The 21,657-nt window shown below is 66.0% G+C and carries 13 protein-coding genes and 3 pseudogenes; 8 read left to right on the top strand and 8 right to left on the bottom strand.

Annotated features, from left to right (window positions below):
- Positions 1 to 9: 9 nt before the first annotated feature.
- The 4 genes and pseudogenes from SPHME3_RS0109935 to SPHME3_RS20040 form a co-directional block, all read left to right on the top strand.
- Positions 10 to 156: pseudogene (locus SPHME3_RS0109935) on the top strand (transposase); the annotation flags it as partial.
- A 623-nt stretch (positions 157 to 779) separates the two neighbouring features.
- On the top strand, positions 780 to 1,397 hold the full coding sequence (locus tag SPHME3_RS0109930) for an OB-fold-containig protein (RefSeq protein ID WP_017979318.1): 618 nt from the start codon (positions 780 to 782) through the stop codon (positions 1,395 to 1,397).
- A 30-nt stretch (positions 1,398 to 1,427) separates the two neighbouring features.
- Entirely contained in the window at positions 1,428 to 3,161 is a 1,734-nt protein-coding gene (locus tag SPHME3_RS0109925) for a flotillin family protein (RefSeq protein ID WP_017979319.1), read from the top strand.
- An 80-nt stretch (positions 3,162 to 3,241) separates the two neighbouring features.
- Positions 3,242 to 4,671 (top strand): annotated as a pseudogene (locus tag SPHME3_RS20040) (transposase).
- 184 nt (positions 4,672 to 4,855) lie between these two features.
- Here SPHME3_RS20040 and SPHME3_RS0109915 read toward each other — a convergent pair.
- On the bottom strand, positions 4,856 to 5,752 hold the full coding sequence (locus SPHME3_RS0109915) for an aspartyl protease family protein (RefSeq protein WP_231292030.1): 897 nt from the start codon (positions 5,750 to 5,752) through the stop codon (positions 4,856 to 4,858).
- Positions 5,753 to 6,615: 863 nt separating this feature from the next.
- Between SPHME3_RS0109915 and SPHME3_RS0109905 the strand changes: the two genes are divergently transcribed.
- The 4 genes and pseudogenes from SPHME3_RS0109905 to SPHME3_RS0109880 all read left to right on the top strand — a co-directional run bounded on the left by SPHME3_RS0109905 (position 6,616) and on the right by SPHME3_RS0109880 (position 13,388).
- Positions 6,616 to 9,015: a TonB-dependent receptor plug domain-containing protein gene (locus SPHME3_RS0109905; protein ID WP_017979322.1), complete on the top strand. Its 2,400-nt coding sequence runs from the start codon at positions 6,616 to 6,618 to the stop codon at positions 9,013 to 9,015.
- On the top strand, positions 9,015 to 10,265 hold the full coding sequence (locus SPHME3_RS0109900; RefSeq protein ID WP_018250703.1) for an aminotransferase class V-fold PLP-dependent enzyme: 1,251 nt from the start codon (positions 9,015 to 9,017) through the stop codon (positions 10,263 to 10,265). Before SPHME3_RS0109905 ends, SPHME3_RS0109900 begins: the two co-directional genes overlap by 1 nt.
- Positions 10,266 to 11,039: 774 nt before the next feature.
- A pseudogene (locus tag SPHME3_RS21745) lies at positions 11,040 to 12,163 on the top strand (serine hydrolase domain-containing protein).
- A 139-nt stretch (positions 12,164 to 12,302) separates the two neighbouring features.
- Positions 12,303 to 13,388 (top strand): serine hydrolase domain-containing protein, encoded by a 1,086-nt coding sequence (locus SPHME3_RS0109880; protein ID WP_232479834.1) that lies wholly within the window; start codon positions 12,303 to 12,305, stop codon positions 13,386 to 13,388.
- 115 nt (positions 13,389 to 13,503) lie between these two features.
- Here SPHME3_RS0109880 and SPHME3_RS0109875 read toward each other — a convergent pair whose 3' ends face one another.
- The 7 genes from SPHME3_RS0109875 to SPHME3_RS0109845 form a co-directional block, all read right to left on the bottom strand.
- Positions 13,504 to 14,613, bottom strand: coding sequence for an ABC transporter permease (locus SPHME3_RS0109875; protein WP_017979327.1), 1,110 nt, complete (start codon positions 14,611 to 14,613; stop codon positions 13,504 to 13,506).
- Complete coding sequence (locus SPHME3_RS0109870; RefSeq protein WP_017979328.1) at positions 14,610 to 15,743, bottom strand: ABC transporter permease; 1,134 nt, start codon at positions 15,741 to 15,743, stop codon at positions 14,610 to 14,612. Before SPHME3_RS0109870 ends, SPHME3_RS0109875 begins: the two co-directional genes overlap by 4 nt.
- Complete coding sequence (locus SPHME3_RS0109865) at positions 15,740 to 16,744, bottom strand: HlyD family secretion protein (protein ID WP_017979329.1); 1,005 nt, start codon at positions 16,742 to 16,744, stop codon at positions 15,740 to 15,742. The genes SPHME3_RS0109870 and SPHME3_RS0109865 overlap by 4 nt, the downstream gene beginning before the upstream one ends.
- Positions 16,741 to 18,336, bottom strand: coding sequence for a TolC family protein (locus SPHME3_RS0109860; RefSeq protein WP_231292031.1), 1,596 nt, complete (start codon positions 18,334 to 18,336; stop codon positions 16,741 to 16,743). The genes SPHME3_RS0109865 and SPHME3_RS0109860 overlap by 4 nt, the downstream gene beginning before the upstream one ends.
- A gap of 145 nt (positions 18,337 to 18,481) precedes the next feature.
- Positions 18,482 to 19,633 carry an L-dopachrome tautomerase-related protein gene (locus SPHME3_RS0109855; protein ID WP_020486546.1) on the bottom strand — a complete coding sequence of 384 codons (1,152 nt, stop codon included), beginning with the start codon at positions 19,631 to 19,633 and terminating at the stop codon, positions 18,482 to 18,484.
- On the bottom strand, positions 19,630 to 20,736 hold the full coding sequence (locus SPHME3_RS0109850; protein WP_017979332.1) for an NADH:flavin oxidoreductase/NADH oxidase: 1,107 nt from the start codon (positions 20,734 to 20,736) through the stop codon (positions 19,630 to 19,632). The genes SPHME3_RS0109855 and SPHME3_RS0109850 overlap by 4 nt, the downstream gene beginning before the upstream one ends.
- A 73-nt stretch (positions 20,737 to 20,809) precedes the next feature.
- Positions 20,810 to 21,505 (bottom strand): type 1 glutamine amidotransferase domain-containing protein, encoded by a 696-nt coding sequence (locus tag SPHME3_RS0109845; RefSeq protein WP_017979333.1) that lies wholly within the window; start codon positions 21,503 to 21,505, stop codon positions 20,810 to 20,812.
- Positions 21,506 to 21,657: the final 152 nt, after the last annotated feature.

Below are 21,657 nucleotides of genomic sequence, written 5' to 3'. Positions count from 1 at the left end.
ACTGACGGAATGAGGCGGAAGCAGTTTTCGGAAGAGCAGATCATCGGCATCCTGAAGGAGGCTCAGGCAGGTGCGGTGGTGATGGAGCTGTGCCGCAAGCACGGGAAGTCGAGTGCGACCTACTATGCGTGGAAGGCGAAGTTCGGCGGCATGGCACCCGCCAAGTTCGCGAACCGTCCCAGCCACGGGCGTGAGGACAAGCAAGCTATTTTATTAACGGCCTAAAACGGGGAGCAGGTCGCATCTGACGTTTATTTCTCAATCCGATGAGAGGTCCAAGTCTCGCCAAGGCGGGGCCGCTCCACATAATAACTTGGCCTTACGGTCGGGATGTCCAGCATCAAGTCTCGATGACTTCTTACCTCTCCCAAGCCCAACACCAACGCATTGGCCCCGAAGCGGCTTTCCTCATCACAGTAGAACTGAATTTCACAATCCCTTTCATGAACGAGTAGCCGCACCGGCTACTCGTCACAAACGTGGGTGCATACGACTGACGCCCGGTTGTCCGGGAAGGTTTACCCGGCAAGATCGATCATCGCTGGCAGACTACCGGCTCACGCAATGTCCGCTAGTGGCCGACACCCGCCAAAGGCAGGACCCCAAAACGGCCATTCACAGGGCGGTTCGATGTTTCCACTTCTGCCGTTCGTTCATCTAAAAAGGGATAGGCAGCGGATTCAGCTGGCGGCTTCAGAGGTCATCGATGACGTTTCCCAGCTGGGTAATACCGCCACGTACCGGGTGGTATCGGTACGCCATCATGATAGTCTCGACGGATGCTAGCCAACTTTCTGACGCCGGCCTATCTACCGTTCGCGATAGCGTTATTCGTCATGATCGGGATTGGCCTGATCGAGGCTGTCGGTCTGGGGCTTGGCCATCTCGACCTGAGTGCTGACGTCGGTGTCGATGGACATCACGGTGTGCTAGACTGGCTGGGACTGAGCGGCGAATTGCCAGTCCTGATCTGGCTGACCTCTCTACTCGGATGCTTCACCCTGACCGGGGTTGCCATTCAGCAGGGGGCTTCCTCTTTTTCCGGTGCACCGATGCCATGGCCGCTGGCTTGTATCGGTGCGCTGATCGGCGGTGGCCTCCTCAACATCGGCGCTGCTCATGGCCTTGCCCGGATCATGCCGGGCTTTGAGAGCAGCGTGATCTCGACTGACGATCTATTGAGACGGCGTAGCACCATTCTGGAAGGCGCCGCGCGGCGCGGGGCCCCTGCCCGGGCGAAAGTCGTCGACCAGCACGGACAGGCCCATATCATCATGGTTGAGCCACACGACGATACGGCCGTCATCAGGACGGGTGAGCGTGCGTTACTAGTCCGCCGCGAGGGGCAGATATTTTTCGCCCTGGCCGAAGATGATTCTCTTCTTCGATCGATCTGATACATGTGACGAATAAGAGGGGGGAAACACATGCCTGCATCGCTACTGAACGTCCTGATCTACGCAGGCATCGTGCTGTTTGCCTTCCTGGTCATCGGCATCATCCTGACCCGTCTTTACCGCCGTGCGACCAAAGATGTCGCGCTGATCCGAACGGGTTTTGGCGGCGAAAAGGTGGTGCTGAACGGCGGCATCATGGTCATCCCCGTTCTTCACGAGCTGATGCAGGTCCGCCTGACGACAGTGAAGCTGGAGGTGTCGCGGCTCAACAAGGATGCGCTGATCACGCTCGACAAGCTACGGGTCGATGTCGTCGGCCTGTTCCATATCAAGGTCAAGCCCGACGCGGAGTCAATCGCAGCTGCCGCACAGACGCTGGGCGATTCGGTGAACAATCCGGATGCGGTCAAGTCACTGCTCGATGGCAAGCTGGTCTCGGCGTTACGGTCGGTAGCCGCGACGATGACGATGGAGCACCTCCACGCCAATCGCGCGGACTTCATCCAGAAGGTACAGGAGGCGCTACTCACCGATCTCGATATGAACGGATTCCACTTGGAGTCGGTGTCGATCACGCATTTCGACCAGACTGCCTTCGAGCATTTCAACGAAAACAACGCTTTCGATGCCGAAGGTTTGACGGTGCTGACGCGCACCATTGAGGAGCGCAAGAAGACCCGCAACGATATCGTCGCGACCAACCGAGTGGCGATCGAGCAGCGAAACCTGGAAGCCAACAACCAGTCGCTCGAGATCGCTCAGGCTGCCGAACAGGCGCGGTTGCTTCAGGAACAGACGCTTTCCGCGCGCCGCGCCGAGCAGGCCACCGCGATCGCGACGGCTGAAGCGGAACAGACCCGCCTCGCCGAAATTGCCCGGATAACGGCCACCCAGGCACAGACCGTAGCGCAGACCGAGGCGGACAAGGTGATCAAGACCGCCACGATCGCGCGCGATGGCGCGATCCAGACGGCGACGATTGAGCGCGACCGTACGATCGAGATCGCGCGCATCACGACCGCTGTGCAGACCGCGCAAAAGTCTGAGGAAGAGTCCACCGCAACGGCCGCCGCTAACGAAGCGCGCGCGCTTGCAGTCCGCGCCGAGGAAAGTGTCGCTACCGCCAAAGCAACGGAAATCGCCAATCGCAACAAGAACGTAGCAGTGATCGCAGCGACACAGCGCGCGCAAGAAGAGGCCGTTCAGATCACCGTCGCCGCCACTGCTGAGAAAGAGGCTGCGGAAGCCCGCGCAAGTGCGCTTCGCACGGAGGCCGTAGCCGAAGCCGATGCCGAAAAGGCACGCGCCGAAGGGCGTGAGGCTGCCTTCAAGGTTGATGCGGCCGGCCAAGCTTCGCTGAACGAAGCCACCAACATCCTCAGCGATGCACAGACCGCACTCCTGATCCGCAAGGCTATGCTAGAGGCCCTGCCCGCGATCATAGCCGCTGCCAGCAAGCCTATGGAGAACATCGATCGGATCAGCATCGTCGATGCTCGCGGCCTTCACGGCGAGGCGCCGGCCGGCGAGCCAGGCGGCAACGGCGGTCAGGTCAATTTGGCAGATGCGGCAGTCTCGGCAGCGATGCGATATCGGGTGGGCGGTCCGTTGATCGATGGGTTGATGGCGGAGCTCGGCATCGCTGGAGGCTCTCTCAATGGGATGCTCTCGGGGACAAGCGCAGCCGTTGAACCTTCACAGAGGTCAATGCCGCTCAACGGCGTGAATCCGGGCAAAAACGACCCCGCTTCAAAACCAGCCTGACCCGATTGTGTCGAAAAGGCCGTCTTGCAGTGATGTTGGTGGTCTGATTCGATCTCTGCGAGGTAAGCGGAGACGGGCCGATGAGGGGCGAGCGGACGGTGGCGCAGGAGGCGCTGTTTTACAGCTTCAGCCTGGAGCGGCACGTGCCGGCGGATCATTTGTTGCGCTCGATCGACCGGTTCGTCGACCTGTCGGGCATTCGCGAGGAGCTGAAGCCCTTTTATAGTGACACGGGTCGCCCCTCGATCGATCCGGAGCTGATGATCCGGATGCTCATCATCGGCTATGGCATGGGCATCCGGTCCGAGCGGCGGCTGTGCGACGAGGTGCATCTGAACTGGCCTATCGCCGGTTCTGCCGGCTGGGGCTGGACGGCGACGTGCCCGACCACTCGACCTTCTCAAAGAACCAGCACGGGCGCTTCCGCGACAGCGACCTGTTGCGCCGGTTGTTCGAGACGACGGTCGCGCGATGCATGGACGAGGGGCTGGTGGGCGGCGAAGGGTTCGCGGTCGACGCCAGCCTGATCCGCGCCGATGCCAACCGCCAGACCGGCGGCCCGGGCAGCGAGGGCTTGGCACCGGACGCTGGCAGCCGTGCGGTGCGCGAGTATCTCGCCGTTCTCGACGATGCCGCGTTCGGCGCCGCGACACCGGTAGTGCCCAAGTATCTGGCACCGGCCGATCCAGCAGCGCGCTGGACCAGCGCGCATCGCGGGCCGGCCTTCTACGCCTACTCGACCAACTACCTCATCGATCTCGACCACGCCGTCATCATGGACGTGGAAGCGAGCACCGCGGTGCGCCAGGCCGAGGTAAGCGCGTGCAAGCGCATGATCGCGCGGGTGCAGGGCCGCTTCGGCGTCTGGCCCGAGCGGCTGGCCGCCGACACCGCTTACGGCTCGGCGGAGATGCTGGCCTGGCTGGTCCACGAGCGCGACATCCATCCGCATATCCCGGTGTTCGACAAGTCCGCGCGCCGCGACGGCACGTTCGAACGCGATGCCTTCACCTACGACCATGACGACGACAGCTACGTCTGCCCCGGCGGCAAGCGCCTAAGGCCCAGGAACCGCAACTTCGCAACCGCCCGGGGCGATGTCGGCCAGGACGGCTTTATCCGCTATCGGGCGCGACAGCAGGACTGAGGCGGTTGCGCCCTGCGGGAACGCTGCACCCCTCCGCCTGCTTTCCAACGATGCTGCGCATCGCCGGAACCTTGGCAGGCTTCGCCCAACATGCCCGCGCGCAAGGTCATCCGCTCGATCCACGAAGGGGCTCGCGACCTGGCCCGCGACATCGCCACCACCGACGCCTACGTCACGTCGCGGCGCCAGCGAAAGAAGGTCGAGATGCTGTTCGCGCACCTCAAACGCATCCTGAAGCTCGACCGATTGCGCCTGCGCGGTCCAAACGGCGCCAGGGACGAGTTCCATATGGCAGCCACCGCCCAGAACCTCCGCAAGATGGCCAAGCTCATCCCGATGGTGAAACAGCCACTACCCGCCTGAGCCGGTCGGCACCCCGACTTCTTCAACGCAATCGGGCCGAAACGGCTGTTGGCCGCGATGACAGGTGGCATGGACCCCGCGGCGAAAAGGTAGCGGTAGGAAAAGATCGCAATCCCGACGCTCAGAATCGTCATACCGGCCCACGCGACCTTCTGCCCCCATGTCGTCGGAGCTGATCGCGTCGTCACGGGCACACAGCGATCCGCCTGGATCGCTGGTCGATCAGCAGCGTGACATGTTGCAAGGCGTGTGCCCCGACCAGAAGTTCCGGATAGCGATCCGACACCCGCACCTCCACGTCCGAAAGCGAGGCTGCGCCGATGCGGAACGGCCCTTTCACCATCGCCTTGCCGGTGCTGACCGTCGTGTTGGTCAGTTTGCCTTGGCCGGCCGACTGGAGGGCACCACCGCCGACACGATCGAACAGCGTTTTCGGCAGCACGAACGACACGTTGGCGCCTGTGTCGAGATTGCCCTCCGTCAGGGTATCGCCAATCGTCACCGGCACGCGGAAGGCCCGCTCGTACGACATGACGCCATTGCCCTCGCCGGAGAGCGCGACGGCGCGCGTGAAGGTGAGGCGACGAGCCGGATAGTCGATGACCAACAGGCCATCGCCGAAGAACGCGCGCCCCAAAATGCCGGAGAACGCCGCTTCTGGGCTAAGCTTGCTGCTATAGTCCCGGGTGACGACCTCGAGATCGCGTCGGACGAAGCCGCCGAGTGCAACGGATGCCAAGCGAACGGTCCGGACTTCTGACGTTGCCACGCCATCCGACGTATGGCCCGATCCGCTCGGGGGAATAGCCAGCGCGGCAACCAAGCCGGCATCGGCACGCCCCATGCCGCTCGCGCCCGTATCGACGGCGAAGACGAACGGCCCTTTTCCATCAACCTTAACAGTCACATAGATCCGACCATCGACGACGCGGAACGGAACGCTCAGAACCGCGCCAATCATTGCTTTGCGCGCCAGGGAACAAACTTTTGGTTTGTCCGGCTCGATTGCGAAAGCGGGCGTTGCGAGACTGGCAATGGCGGTCGCCGCGACGGTCGCTGTCCGTAGAATGCTCGAGTGCATGCTTTCCCCCGAATATATGCGTATTGCCTATGTAATACACACGACGTTTTGGCTCTTCAACAGCGCAAGGGGGAGACGGCGGCGATGATCGACGGAAGGCGGGGGTGATAGAGGCCGCTCAGGAGACCCACAAACGGTCATGCGGAGCCTCCAACCTATCTATCACCCACGGACATTCGGTCTTTTGGTTGGTCAGCCGGCATAAGGGGCGGTCATGTCCGGTGCGGATGCACTCTTTATCGTCGGTGACGTCGTCCATCGACGTGCATCGTCGTCAGACGAAGGCAGCGGCACCGGGGCCCTATGGCTCACGTGTGTCCGAGAACCGATCGGTGTCGTGGCCGCGGTCACCGAGCAGGCACGGCGCTTATGGCAGGTGTTTTAACAACCCTGCCGCGCCCGTGTGTTGCTAATCGAACCAGCGGTTTTCGAGAGACGCAGGGTACGGCCGTTCGCGCACCGGCGACGGCGTATCCTTGGGTGTGCATAGTTTGCACGACGCTTGACCATCAAGTTGCGCTTTGCCCGCTAGATCCTGTTGATCGCAGTCTTCGATACGCTAGCGCAGGAGATGCTGTGTGTGTCGGACTACGTCCAACGTAGGTTCTGGCGCCTGACTGTGCCGAACGCTCGGTTCGATTTCGACAAGAAAGTAACGAGGCGGTTCGCGGCGACCGGGCCCGTTGCAGAACGGCTGGCGCCAGTCCTCCCGTCGCGACTTCTGCTGCCGGTTAGGAGGTGACACATAACGGTCATCGGCCTGACGCGTCTTTGCATTCGAAGCACAACGACACTGCAACAAAGCTGCTCTAGCGCGCAGTCCACAGGCGCCGAGAGAGCCGCCCTTAAGGGACTGTGTCATCATGAAATTCGCTACCGCCAGCGCCGTTGCGGCGCTGCACGTTCTCTTCGCGCCTGCCGTTTCGGCGCAGGTCACTGCGTCCCAGGGAGGCTCGGAGGTCAGTCAGGCCACGATGGATACCGCTGGCGGAGATGACATCGTCGTGACCGGCACGCGGGAGCGCGGTCGTACGCAATTCGATACGCTGGCGCCGGTCGACGTGCTGCCGCAAGCGCTGGTGCAGTCCAGCGTATCGAGCGATCTCACCACCGTGCTGGCGCAGCTGCTGCCGTCCTTCAACGTGCAGCGCCTGCCCGCCGCCGACGGACAGGCGTTCGTGCGCCCCGCGACGCTGCGCGGCCTGTCCGCCGACCAGACGCTCGTCCTCGTCAACGGCAAGCGCTATCATCGCTCGGCTTTGCTGGGAACGCGCGGCGCACAGGCCCCCGATCTCGCCAGCATCCCCACCCTCTCGATCAAGCGCATCGAGGTGCTACGCGACGGCGCGTCGGCCCAATATGGCTCCGACGCGATCGCCGGCGTCATCAACATCATCCTCGACGACCAGCCGGGGATGGAAGCCTATGGCCAGTTCAGCCAATATTATGCCGGGGACGGCAACACCTACCAGTCCGGCGCCCGCGGTGGCATCGCGCTGGACGACAAGGGCGTGATCGTCTTCACCGGCCAGTTCGCGCATGGGGAGGCCACCTCGCGCACCCGTCAGCGTCCCGATGCTGTCGCGTTCCAGGCGGCGAACCCGACGCTCGCGGTGCCGAACCCGGTACAGCGCTGGGGGCAGCCGGACGAAGAGCGCATCAGCGGCGCGATCGACATGCACTATGACATCACCGATGCGGCGAAGGTCTACGCCTTCGGTACGGTGCAGCAGGGCGAGGGGCTGACCGATTTCAACTGGCGTAATCCCAGCAACACCGGCAGCGTCTACAACGCCAGCAGCGTCTTCCCCGGTTTCAGCTTCCGCAGCATCTACCCGGCCGGCTTCACCCCGCGCTTCGGCACGCAGTTCGCCGACCTGCAACTCGTCAGCGGCCTACGCGGCGACCTGTCGGACGCGCTGAGCTACGACCTCAGCGCCTCGGCCGGCCGCAGCCGTATCGACTATACGATCGGCGAAACGCTCAACGCCTCCTTGGGGCCGGCCAGCCCGACGAGCTTCTATCTCGGCCGCCTGACGCAGCGTGAGACGAACCTCAACGCCGACTTCGTCTATCGCCTGCCCGTCGGCGGCATCGAGCCGCTCAATATCGCCTTCGGTGGGGAACGGCGGATCGAGCGTTACGCGGTCGGCGTCGGCGATCCGGCCTCCTATGCGATCGGAGCGGGGGCCGCGACGGGTCTTGCCCCCAACGCCAACGGCTTCCCCGGTTTCGGCCCGCAACAGGCGGGCAACTTCAAACAGACGAGCAACGCGGGTTACGTCGACCTCACATGGCATCCGATCACGATGCTCACCCTCGGCACGGCGGGCCGTTACGAGGACTTCTCGAGCTTCGGCGACAAGTTCACCTACAAATTCTCCGGCCGGATCGAGCCGGTCCAATGGCTTGCGCTGCGCGGCACCTATTCCACCGGGTTCCGCGCGCCCACCCCGGCGCAGCTCAACACACGCGTCGTGAGCCAGGGTCTCGACACCCGGACGTTGCAGGTCTTCAATCAGGGACGCCTCGCGCCGACGGACCCGCTTGCGGTCGCGCTTGGTGCCAAGCCGCTGCGCCCCGAAACCTCGCGCAACATCAGCGCCGGCCTCGTCGCGCAAACGCATATCGGGCTGGGCGGGACGGTCGATCTCTATCAGGTCGATGTCGACGACCGCTTCAGCCAGTCGGCGACCATCGCCATCCCGGCGGGCTTCGCCAACCCCAACCGCTTCACCTCGATCAGCTACTTCACCAACGATTTCAACACCCGGACCCGGGGTGTCGATGTCGTCGTCAGCTATGCTCGCGCGCTCGGCGGCGGTCGGGCCAGCGCCACGTTGGCTTACAATTACAACCGCACCACCGTCCGTAGCGGGACGAGTGCGGCGATCGCCAACGACACGCAACGCCGCATCTTCCAGGAGCGCCTGCCCCAGCATAATGCGACCGGCACGCTCGGCTACGATATCGGTCCAGTCGGCATGATCCTGCGCGGTCGCTATTATGGGCCCTGGACCGATGTGACGGGCAATGCGACCGGCGAGCTGTTCCAGCGCTTCGGCGGCATCGCCCTCTTCGATGCCTCGCTCACCTATCGCATGACGCCGAACATCTCGATCCGTGGCGGTGCCGAAAACCTGTTCGACACCTATCCGGCAGAGGCGACCAATCAGGCCAATCGCGGCCTGATCTATTCGCGAAACGCCCCCTATGATACCGATGGCGGCCGGTACTATGTCCGGCTCGGGTTGAGCTTCTGATGATCGATCGGCGCGCGCTTCTGGCCGGTGGAATGGCCGCCACCCTCCCCCTGCCCGCGCGCGCCGGTGCACTCGCGCATCCCGCCCCGGACGACGAGGCATTCTGGGCGACCGTCGCCGCAGAATATGACCTGCCCCAGGACGTCATCCAGCTCGAAAACGGTAATTGGGGCGCGATGTCCCGCCCCGTCCGCGCCGCCTACGAACAGGCTGTCGCGCGTGTGAACCGCGATACCAGCTATTATGCCCGGCGCGGCATGCTCGCCGACCTTAGCGCCGCCCGCACCGCCGTCGCGGCGGAACTGGGCGTACCTGCCGATGAGATCGCCTTCACCCGCAATGCGACCGAGGCGCTCGAGGCGCTGATCCTCGGCTACAATCGTCTGACCGCAGGCGATGCGATCGTCTATGCCGACCTCGACTATGACAGCATGCAGGCGTGCATGGAGAGCCTTGGGCCGCGGCGTGGCGTTCGCGTTCGTCGCATCGCACTGCCAGAGCCCGCCACGCGCGCCAGCCTGATCGACGCCTATGCACAGGTGATGGCTGACGAACCGCGGCTGAAGCTCATCCTCCTTACCCACCTGAGCCACCGGACCGGCCTGGTGATTCCGGTTCGCGAGATCACTGCGATGGCCCGCGCCCGCGGCATCGACGTCATCGTCGATGCCGCGCACAGTTGGCAACAGCTCGACTTCGCGCTGCCCGACCTCGATTGCGATTTCGTCGGACTGAACGGCCACAAATGGCTCGGCGCGCCGCTGGGCATCGGCATCCTCCATATCCGCAAAGGCGCGCTCCCCCGCATCGACCGGGACCCCGCCGAAGACGCGAACGGCCCAGACACCGTCATGGCCCGGATCCACACCGGCACGCTCGATTATGCGTCCTGGCTCACCGTCCCCGCCGCACTCGCCTTTCAGCATCGGATCGACCGTGCCGCCCGCGCCGCACGGCTGCGCGCGCTTCGCGACCGCTGGGTCCGGCAGGCGCGGACGATCCCCGGCCTCGAGATACTGACGCCGGACGATCCCGCGTCGCATGGCGCGATCACGTCGTTCCGGTTCCGGGGGGTAATCAGCCCGCAGGCGAATGCCGCCCTTGCCCAGCGCCTGCTCGAGCAGCATCGCATCTTTACCGTTCATCGGACAGGAGCCGCCAATGGCGCATGTGTCCGCGTAACGCCGTCCTTGTTCAATTCGGCGAGCGACGTCGACCGTCTGGCGCAGGCTCTGTCAGCCGTTGATTGAAGGCACCCGTGGGCGTGTATGTGATGGGCTGTTGAGGTCGCAATTGATCGCCACACTGCCGAAGAATGGCCGCGGCACCTGGCGATCATAAAATGTCGGAGCATGAGACGTTGCTGATGGTGATATGTCTCAGAGCTTGGATCACTAGGCAGTAGCAATTCGACTTCGCTGCCCTGACCCAATTGCGGTCATTCTGGATGCGCAGATCACATTCTGAAACCGATCGTTCGTTTATGTCAGCGGACCGCTCCCCCTACTCATGGGCAAGCGCGGGACGGATAGGATCAGCGGCCTTGATGGCCTTCGCATGACACCGGCGGCGTGGCATCAACGGCGGCTGCTTCTACTTCCTGCGCCTGCCCCGCACCGGTCTCGAGGTCGATCTGCCACTGGTCGGCCGCTTTCCAATCACGCCACAGCCCGATGCCGGCGTGCGCCCCGACGTGACCGTACCCCTCACGCAGGCCAGCATCGCATCGGGGCTGGATGCACAGCTCGCGCGCGCGATCGCCTGATGAGCGGGTCAGCCGATGTTTGCGTGGTTGGCCAGACCCAAAAGTAAACGGTCGCAGGGACACCGCCACTGCTTAGAAGCGGACGTTCGTTCATCAAACCCAAATTTGCAGGCTGCTGTTGCCGCTTCAGAGCTGAGGACGCCGTACGTCAGACCTTCCGGTACGCACGAAGGTCAATTGCAAATAGCAGGACGGACCGTATTGTAGGCACAACACACCAAGCGATCGGTTATGTCATGACGCTCTTGCGAATGCCCGAATGAACACGACACGACGAACGCTCCTGATCGGCACCGCAGTCGCTGCCGGCTGTGCCTCCTTGCCGGCGCTGGCCAGGAGCCGGCGGCGTACGGCGATGCAAGTCCAGTCATGGATGGCGCTTGCTTCCGTGCCGGGGGCAAGCTGGGCCGTGCTCGACGGCGAAGCGGAGCCCGTCAGCTCTGCGGTAGGATACGCCAAAGTCGGTGAGGCGAACGCGACGACGGAGACGCTGTTCGAAGCCGCTTCCCTGTCAAAGCCGGTCCTGGCGGCTGCCATCCACGACCTTGTCCGCGACGGCAGCGTCGATCTCGACGAGCCTGTGGCCAAGCACATCGATTTCACGACGGATGTCGCGACCAAGGCTACCACGCCTCGTCACCTGCTATCGCATTCCAGTGGTCTGCCGAATTGGCGGACCGAGGCCGGCAGCGATCTGGTGAGCCGGTTCAAGCCAGGCTCTCACTTTCGCTATTCGGGAGAAGGCTACGCACTGCTTGCTCGCCTCGCCGAAAAGTCACCGGTCAGACCGCAGCGGAGGTCGTCCGTTCCCGAATTCTGACGCCTGCGGGAATGACGCGGAGCGGCTATGGCTGGTCGGCCGGCCAATCGCCTCCGGTGGCGTGGGCACACGATGCCGGCGGCGCGTTGATGGCGGACAAGGGTCCCGCGCAGTTCCAGAGGAGCCGAGACGCTGGCCCCCGCCGGTCCGTAGAGGCATGGACCCAAGACGATCGCGTTGCGGGGGCGCAGGCGCTCGGCAAGCCGGCCCTGCCCGTCTTTATGATTCCCAACATGGCGGCGGGACTGTGGACGACCGCGAGCGACTATGCCCGCTTCGTCCGTTTCGCACGCCGCTACCCGGCCATGAATACGCCGACGGTGACCGTCGAAGGCAGTCTTGCCTGGGGCCTGGGGTGGGGATTGGAACAGTCGGGCTCAGACCGCTTCGCCTGGCACTGGGGCGCCAATGACGGTGTCGCCAACCTGTTCCTTCTCGATCTCGTCAGCAACGACGGACTGGTCGTGCTGACGAACGGCGCCGGGGGGCAGCGGGTCTACGAACGAGCCGCCCGCGTCCGGTTCGGACGTGAGTTTGACGCCTTGACGTGGTTGCAACCGTGACGTCGAGGGTGTTCCCGCCTCCGTACAGCCTGCGGCTCTCGACCATCCATTCGTGTTGGCAGCGAAGGAGAGCCGTAGCGTAGCTCTGCTCGCCACCAGCGAGATTGCGGCCACGCTCCAATATCACTAAGTGTTGCATATGAGCAATACAGTCGCTGTACTGAGGCAGGCAGTTTATCGCGGTTTGGCCGCGCTGGTGGTTTGGTCTTCGATTGCGGACGCCAGGACGAACACCACGCTGCCAGATCTGACCACAACCCTGCGTGAGCAGCATGTGGAGAGCGCTTCGGTCGCCGTGATCCGCGATGGGCGGATCGTCTCGACCGGGGCTTGGGGCATGGCTGGCCCCAACCGCGCGGCCACCGTCTCCACACCCTATAATCTCGCCTCGCTGACGAAGCCGCTCACGGCGGAGGTCATCCTGCGGCTGGTGTCGGCCGGCACGCTGTCGCTGGACGAACCGATGGACCGCTATTGGAGCGATCCCGACCTGTCGCGCGATCCCCGGCGGATGAAGCTGACGGTCCGCATGGCGCTGAGCCATCGCACCGGCTTGCCGAACTGGCGCGATGCCAAGGGGCTGGCGTTCGATCACGATCCCGGCACGACCACCGGCTATTCGGGCGAGGGATATCAATATGCGGCGCGCTATGCCGAGCACCGCACCGGGCAATCGTTCGAGACGCTGGCCGGGCGCTGGCTGTTCGCTCCGGCTCACATGCGCGCCTCGGGCTATGTTTCGGCGCAGGGCGAGACGGCGCCGATCGCCGTACCCTATGACGAGGCAGGCAAGCCGCTGCCGGTCGAGCGGGTGACGCAATACAATGCCGCCGATCTGGCGCATGCCACCGCGCGGGATTATGCGCGTTTCCTCATCGCGGCCCGCAACGACCGCGGTCTGACCAGGGTCATTGCAGCCGAACGCAGCAGGTCGCAGGCCGATCTGACGCCCGACATCTGTACCGGAACGAAAGCGAACACCTGTCCGCCCTGGACCGGCTTCGGCCTTGGCTGGCAGCTCCTTGGCTTTCCCGGTGGAACGACGATGCTCCACACCGGCAAGGATGCCGGGGCGTTCACCTTCGCCGCGATCGACCGGGCGAGTGGCGACGGTATCGTCATCCTCACCAACAGCGACAATGGCTGGCGGGTGATCCTGCCCATCCTCGAACGCACGGGCAGCAACCCGAAGCTGATCGCCTTCCTCCGTGGCCAGATGAGCTGACGGGACCGCTCGTGCTGCGCCGCCTGCGGACCGCTGCCAGCAAACTGCGCGCGGGTTGGACGACCGGCGAGGCAGCCCGCCGATCACGAGCGATGCCAACCGTCCCCTCGCGCCGTCAGCCGCGACGCCGAGGCGATCGGTCGATCAGTCGCAGATAGGCGAAAGCGGCGTAGCCAATTGCCAGCACGACCAACGTCAGCAACGGGCCTGCGACCTCGCCGATCGACGCTCGCATCTGATTGAGCGGGACGAAGGCATGCACCCCCGCCGTCGACGGTATCAGCTGCGCGAAGGCGGCCACGAAGCGCGGCATCTGATCGAGCGGGTACGTCGCACCGGTCAGAAAGAAGAAGGGCACCGACGTCGGGCCGAGAATGTAGATCGCCCGCTCCGCCCGGTCGAAGGTGCTGCCCGCCAGCAGACCCAGCGCAGCGACCGCGGTCGCGAAGATCGGCACCACCATCAGCATGCCGGGCACGTTCCCGTCGACCGGCACCCCCTGGATCCAGAAGATCAGGCCGAAGAGGAAATAGCAGCCGAGCATGCCGACCGAGGCGAAGGCGGCGAGCGTGCCGCCGAATTCCGCGCGCCCCATCCGCCAGCACCCCGTCTGCCGCCGCCCGCCCATGAAGGTCGCGGCGCCGAACAGCAGAGTCTGCTGGATGATGATGACGGCGACCGAGGGAAAGACATAGCCCTTATAGCCGCCGGTCCGGTTGAACAGCGGCTCCTCGACGACCGCGACCGGCGGGCCACCGCGATCGAGCTGGCCTCCCGGCAGAAGACGCGTCTTCGCGATGTCCTGGACGACCGCGGTCACCGCCTCGCCGATCGTGCTGGCGCGGAGCAGATAGGTGGCGTTGACCCAGACCGCGATCCCCGATCCGGCCGTCCCGGCCCGCAACTGGCGCTCCAGACCATCGGAGATCAGGATGATGCCGTCGGCCTTGCCGCTGCGCATGTCGGCGCGCGCGGCAGGGAGGTCGTCGGCCACCGCCACGACGTGGATGGCGCGGGTGGCATCCAGGTCGCGGATCATGGCGCGGCTGAGGGCACTGGCATCCTGATCGACGACCACCACGGGCAGCTTGCGCGGTGCCTCGTGCGCATAGGGCGCGGGATAGTAAAAGGCATAGAGGATGACCGCGAGCAGCATCGTGCTGAGCAATGTGCGCGAGGTGAGGATCGCACGCCACGTCGCGATAAAAGCCGCATCGAAGCTCATGCCCGCCCTGCCCGCGCCCGGATGACGGCCAGCGCGCCGCCGCCCGCGATCACAACATAGGCGATCAGCGCCAGGGTCGGCGAAACAGCTGCGGCGACGGTCTGGCCGCTCACCTGCCCCATCTGAAGCGCGATATAATGGGTGAGCGGCAGCACCTCGCTCCAGATCCGCGCAAAGGCATTGCCGCCGTTCAGGGGCAGCGTCGCCCCCGAATAGGCGAGCGCGGAGCCCGCATAGACGGCGCTGGCCGACAGCGCCGTGGCGGTTTCGCGCGTGACCGCCACCAGCAATGCGGCGATGGCGGCGGTCGCGACGTAGAACAGCGTCTGACCGCAGGCGATGAGGACAAGACTGCCCTCGACACGCCAGCCCCGCGCCAGAGTCAGGTAGAGAAGCCAGACCAGCCCCCAGCCGCTGATCGCCACGACATAGGGCAGCAACTTGCCCGCCATCGCCGCCCCCACCCCGCCGCTGTCCTTCGCCCAGGCCGACAGCGACTTGTCCTCGAGTTGGCGACCGAGCGCCATCGCGCAGACACAGGCCGCGATCAGATGCAGGACGGCGGGAAAGATCAGCAGCCCCAGAAACCATTCGAAGCTGACCGGCGCATTGCCCAGCGCCGTCGCCTCCACCACCAGACGGCGGACGCGGCTGGCCGGCACGGCGTGGTTCGGCAACTGGCTGGCCGCGATCGTGGGGAGCGCCGCCGTCACCGCATCACCGGCCGCGCGCGCGACCTGCCCGCCGGCGGTCAGGAAGCTGCCATTATAGAGGATGCGGACGACCGGCTCGCGATGCCGGGCGATGCTTTCACCAAGCCCTGCGGGAATGTGCACGAACCCCATGATCGTGCCGGTGCGGACGGCGCGCCCTGCGGCGGCCTCGTCACGGTAGCTGCCGCCGCGGCGGATGAGGGGCGATGCGTCCAGCGCGCGGATGATCGCCCGGCTCGCGCCGCTGCCGTCGCTGTCGACGATGCCGAGCGGCAGTTGGCGAAACGGCCCCTGCCAGAACAGCGCGGCGACGAGGAATATCAGGATGCCGGGCAACAGCGTGATCCCCGCCAGATCCCAGCGATCGCGGCGAAGGTGCCGCATCTCGCGGGCGAGCGCCCGGCGGAAGGCGGTCATTGCGGCCAGTCGAACAGCACGCTCATGCCCGGGCGCAGCTTGGGTATCGCGGATACGGGACGCAGCCGGATCTCGAACGTGCGCACGTCATAGCCCGACGCCTCGCGCGTTGCGCGCCAGATTGCGAAGTCGCCGCGCGGTGCGACGAGATAGACCCTGAAGGCGGCGTCGCGTTGCAGCGCGGGGATATGGCCGTGCAGCACCGATCCGATGCCGATCGCGTGATACCGGTCCTCGCGCAGGTTGAGCGCGACCCAGGGGTGGTCGATGTCGATGACCTGATAGGCAGGGATGACGGGGCTGACGACCTCCCCCGGCCGCACCAGCTTGCGCGCGACCTCTCCCGCGATCGGCGACACCAGCCGCGTTTCGCGCCCGAGGGCGTCGGCGGTGCGCAGCGCAGCCTCGGCGATGCGGACCTGCGCATTGGCGGCCTGTCGGTTCTGCGGCCGCGCACCCGCCAGCGCCTTGGCATATTGCTGGCGGGCAGCCTCCGCATTGCGGGCGCTGCTGTCGCGGGCCGCAGCCGCTTCGTCGCGGCGCTGGGCGGCGACCACGCCCTCGGCATAGAGGTTGGCGGTACGTCGGCTGGTCACGGCCGCCAGATCCGCCGCCGCCTGCGCCGCCTGCCACGTCGCGCGCAGCGACGCGATATCCTCCGCCCGGGCACCCTCGTTGGTTTCGGAGGCGATGGCACGCGCGGCGTCGAGCGCCCCTTGCGCCTGCGCCTGCCCGCCCGCGATCTCGGGGCTGGACAAAGTGGCGAGCAGCGACCCGGGCCGGACCCGCTGCCCCTCTTCCGCAATCAGCCGATCGACGCGGGCGAGCGCCTTCGTCCCGACATTGACCTCATCGGCATCAACCATGCCCTGCAACTGCTCGGGCGCCGGGCGGCTCGCCAGCCACAGGCCCAGCGCGATGACGATCACGACGATCAACCCCACGACGATCGCGAGCGACCGCTTGCCACGCGCTGGCGGGGTGGTGGCTTCGTCGGTCACTGCTCATCCCCCAAACGTCGATCGGCGCGCGCCAGATAGGTGGTGAAGTCGTCGACCCGGTGGCTGGCCGCGAGCAATCCGGCGAGCGCGAGATCATATTCATAGGCCGCCGCGATCCGCTGGCTTTGCGTCGTCGCCAGCACCGCCCGGGCATCGACGAGCGACGAGGACGGCGCCTCCCCTTCCGCGAAGGAGAGCTGCTGCACCCGCAGATTTTCGCGCGCCGCCGCGAGGTTGCTGTCGAGCAGCAGGAAGGACCGCCGCGCCGCCTCGACCAAATTCCAGGCGCGCACGATCTCGCCCGCGACGTCCTTGCGCGCCTGTGCCGCCGCAGCGGCCGCGGCGCGTTCCTGCTCGCGCGCCGCATCCAGCGACTTCTTGCGGTCGAAATTGGACAGCAGCGTGTAGCGCAGGCTGACGCCCGCGACCCAGTCGGGTTCGGTCGGCAGCGCATGGTCGCGGTTCGCATTGTAGCTGCCGAACGCAAAGGCCTGGGGACGGTATCGCGCCTTCGCCAGGTCGACGCCCGCCCGCGCGATGCCGCGTGCGGCGTCAGCACCCTGCGCGCGCGGCGAGGTGTCGATCCCGCCGAGAAAGGTGTCGACCGGCGGCAACGGCGTCGAATTGACGAACAGCGGCGTCAGCGCCGTTATGCCCTGCGTCTGATCGAGCAGCCGCGCCAACGCATCGGCCGCACTCGATTCCTCGAGCTGCGCGCGCAGATAGGCCCGCTCTGCGGCGTCGCGGGCGACCTGGACCTGAAGCACGCGGGCATGTGGGATGACGCCGTTCTGCTCGAGCTTGCGGGCGTCGGAAAGATGGCGATCGAACCCCGCCAGCGTCTCGCGGGTCGAGCGCGTCAGCTGCGATGCCACTTGCCGCCCGAAATAGCTGCGGACCAGTCCGACGCGGGCCAGGTCGCGGCCCCCGGCCTGCTTGGCCCGCGCCACGTCGACGGCGGCATCGGCGCCAGCCTGCACCGCCGGGATCGCTCCACCGGTGTACAGGGGCATGGCTGCGGTCACGGCGGGTCGGAACACCGTGTCGCGCGTCTGATACTGAAGCGTATCGGGAATGGCCCCGAAGATCGTCGGCAGCGCCGCACCAACCCGCTGGACCACCTGTCCGACGATCTGCTGCAGACCGACGGGGAAATTGCCCGGAAGCTGCGACAGGAAGTCGGCGGCGCCGGTCGCCGCATTGTCCCTCGCGCCGGTCAGATCGACGGACAGCGTCTTCTGATAAGCGATGACGCTGGCGGAGGCGCTGACGACCGGGCGGCGGAGACTGCGCGTGGCATCGGCGATCAATTCGCTTGCGCGCACCGCATGGTCCTCGCCGGACAGGCCGGGGGACGCGTCGTCGAGCTTGGCCAGGGCCGCATCGAAGCTGAGCCCCAGCGGCGGCTGCGCCGCATCCGGCGGCACCATGGTCTGGGCCTCCGCCTGCGCGATCACGGCACAGGCGAAGGATGCCAGCAGCGCCAGCCGTGCCGCCGGACGCCGCATCACGCCACCGCCTTGCCGTCGTGCGAACAGGCCCCGCACAGGCCGGTCGTCAGGCGCTCGCTCCGACAGGACTGGTTCCCGCATGCGATCCCCCTCCACCCATGTGCCTGACAGAGCACAAAATGTCGCAGATGTGGACGGTGGTTACAATAGCGTTACGATCGCGACCCGGCGGTCCAGACCGGCTTCCCCGCCACCGGCCCGGGCGACCATTCCGACAGCGGCGGTGTCAACGCCGCGTCAGCAGTACCGGGCGGCTGCCGACCTTGATGCGAAGCAGTTCATACGGTTTCCGGCGCAGGTCGCGGCCGCCATGAAAGCCGGGCTGGCGGTGAAGCTGGTTCGCGGTGAAATAGAGATAGCCATCGGGGCCGATCGACAGGGTATCGGGCCAGCTGATGCGCGGATCGCTGACCAGGGTCGACCATTTGCCGTGATCGAGCACCCGGATCGCATTATGTTCGTAATCACCGGCGAAGACGCGGCCCCGATCGTCCTCGGCAATGCCATCCGACGCGCCTTTGCGCCCCATGCTGCGAACCGCGCGGGCCAGTGCCTCCTCGGACACCGATGGATCGCGCAGCATCGCCGTGGGCACGGCATGGAGCGTGCGGCCCGACAGCGGCCCGTAATAGAGCATGCTGCCATCGGCGCTCAGCGCGATCGCGTCGCTGGCGATGGCGACCGGCGTCGCGGGCCCGCTGGCCGGGCGGTTCATCAGCACCTTGCCGTCGACGACCGGCGTGAAGCCCGGCTCCGGGTTGGTCGTCGCGTGGCCGGACAGGCGGCGGATCGCCCGTCCGCTGGCGATGTCGACGACGATAATGCCACCGACGCCCGCGTTGCTGCTGTCGGTGATGTAAGCGGTGCCCTGCTCCCCCTGCCGCAGGTCGAAGCGCACGTCGTTGAGATAGGTCGTCGGCAGCACGACGCTTGGGGGAAGGACGATCGTCTTGACCACCCGGTTGGTCGCGAGGTCGATCCCTACCAGCTTTGCGCCCCCGGCCTGGGGCGGCGCGAATTTCGGTGCCGCCGTGTCCAGCACCCACAGGCGGTTCGCGCCGTCGGCGACAACGCTTTGCACCGAGATGAAGTGACCCGCCGGGTTGGCGGGATCAGGGCGATTGGTCGCGGCGTCGGGATAGGGCACCGCCTTGCCATCGACCAGCTCGGCGACCGTGAACGGGGCCTCGTCGCCCCATTGCGGGAAGTTGACGAAGATGCGGCCGTTGGGCGCGACGGTCACACCGGTCGGCATCGCGCCATCGAAGGCTGCGACCCGCTCGATCCGGGGAGCCGAAGCCGTATCGCGGGCCGTCGCCCCGACCGTGATCGAGGCGACGGCAGCGGCGGCGAGTAGCAATGTGGCGGATCGTTTCATCGCGTCATCTCCTTCAGGATACGGCCCGCCTCATGCGGCTCGGACCGGAGATATTGTGGCGGCGCCTTGACCGAAGCGCCGAGTGCGGCGGCGGCGTGCCAGGGCCAGCGCGGATTCCACAAGGCGGTGCGCGCGATGGCGATGGCGTCCGCATGCCCGTCCTGCAGAATCTGCTCGGCCTGCTGCGGATCGGTAATCAGGCCGACCGCGATGACAGGCATCGTGACCGCGTCCTTGACAGTTCGGGCCAGCGGCACCTGATAGCCGGGACCGACCGGGATCTGCTGGCGTGGATCGAGGCCGCCGCTCGACACGTGGATGGCGGCGCAGCCACGCCGTTCCAGCGCTTCGGCGAATTGCGCGGTATCCTCCGCCGTCCAGCCGCCCTCGACCCAATCGGTCCCCGACACGCGGACGGTGACGGGCCGGTCGGCGGGAAACGCCGCACGCACCGCGTCGAACACCTCGAGCGGGAACCGCATCCGGTTGGCGAGGCTGCCGCCATAGGCATCCTCGCGATGGTTGGAGAGCGGCGAGAGGAATTCGTGCAGCAGATAGCCGTGCGCGGCATGGATCTGGATCGCCTCGATCCCAAGCCGCGCTGCCCGCCGGGCGGCATCGGCGAAGGCATCGCGAATCCGCGCCAGTCCCGCCTCATCCAGGGCGACGGGCGCATGATCGGTCGCGGCATAGGGCATCGCGCTCGGCGCAACCGTCTGCCAGCCATTCTCCGCATCCGGCGCGATCTGCGCGCCCCCGTGCCACGGCTTGGCACAGCTCGCCTTCCGTCCGGCATGCGCTAGCTGGACGACCAGCGGCACGTCCGACCAGCGGCGCACACTGTCGATCACGCGCCGCATCGCCTCTTCGGTACGGTCGTCGTACAGACCGACATCGCCGTAGGTGATCCGCCCGTCCGGGCTGACCGCAGTGGCTTCGATCGTCAGGGCGCCGGCCCCCGCCATGGCGAGCTGGCCCAGATGAATCTGGTGCCAGTCGGTCATCGCGCCGTCTTCGGCGGAATATTGGCACATCGGCGCGATGACGATGCGGTTGGCGAGGCTGAGCCCGCCGACCGTCAGCGGTTCGAACAGTCGGGCCATCACGCGTCTCCCGTGGAGGGCAGCGACGCCGCAGGATCGGCGGCGCGCAGCATGGTCTGGAGATTCCGCACGATCATGCCGCCTTGTCCTTGAGGGCGTCCATCACGAGTTCCGCCGTACGGGTCGCGCTCGCCGGGTTCTGGCCCGTCACCAGATTGCCGTCACGCAGGGCGAAGGGGGCGAAGTCCGGGCCTGCCTCATGCTGGCCGCCGAGTTCCTTGAGGCGGGTTTCGAGCAGGAAGGGCACGGCCTGGTCCAATCCGACCGCGCGCTCCTCGCTATCGGTGAAGCCCGCGACACGCCGACCGGCGACGAAGGGCGTGCCGTCCGCCTTCTTGGCCGAGACCAGCCCCGCCGGGCCATGGCAGACGGCGGCGACGATCTTGCCCGCGCGGTCGAACCGCTCCACCAGCTGCGCCAGTTCCGCGCTGCCGGGATAATCGAACATCGTGCCGTGGCCGCCGGGCAGGAACAGCGCGTCATAGCCGCTGGGGTCGATGCTGGTGAATACCGGCGTATCGGCAACCTCGGCCTTCAGCGCCTCGTCCTTCAGATAGCGTTCGACCGAGGCATCGTTCTCGCCGTCCGCATTGACGCTGCGCTGGTCGACCGGCACCGCGCCGCCCTTGATCGAGGCGAGCGTCACGTCGGCACCGGCATCGCGGAAGACGTAATAGGGGGTGGTCAGCTCTTCCAGCCAGACGCCGGTCGGTTCGGTTCCCGGGGTCATGCGATCGGCGGACGTGGTCACCATGAGGATACGGGTCATCGTCAAAACTCCTGCTGCGTGGACGTCGCGAACGCTGGGTGCCCGCCGCCGCACCTGCGACAACGAGGCCATAGGGCTGTGCGATCCGGCAGCGGCGACCGGGCGTTCGTTTCCGTCCTTGTGCACAGTCAGATAAGCTTCTGCCGACATCA

It is taken from the genome of Sphingomonas melonis DAPP-PG 224 (genome assembly GCF_000379045.1).
In the GTDB taxonomy this organism is placed as follows: Bacteria; Pseudomonadota; Alphaproteobacteria; order Sphingomonadales; family Sphingomonadaceae; genus Sphingomonas; species Sphingomonas aquatilis.
The sequence above is the reverse complement of the archived record's forward strand: the minus strand, read 5'-3'. Positions and strand labels throughout refer to the sequence as shown.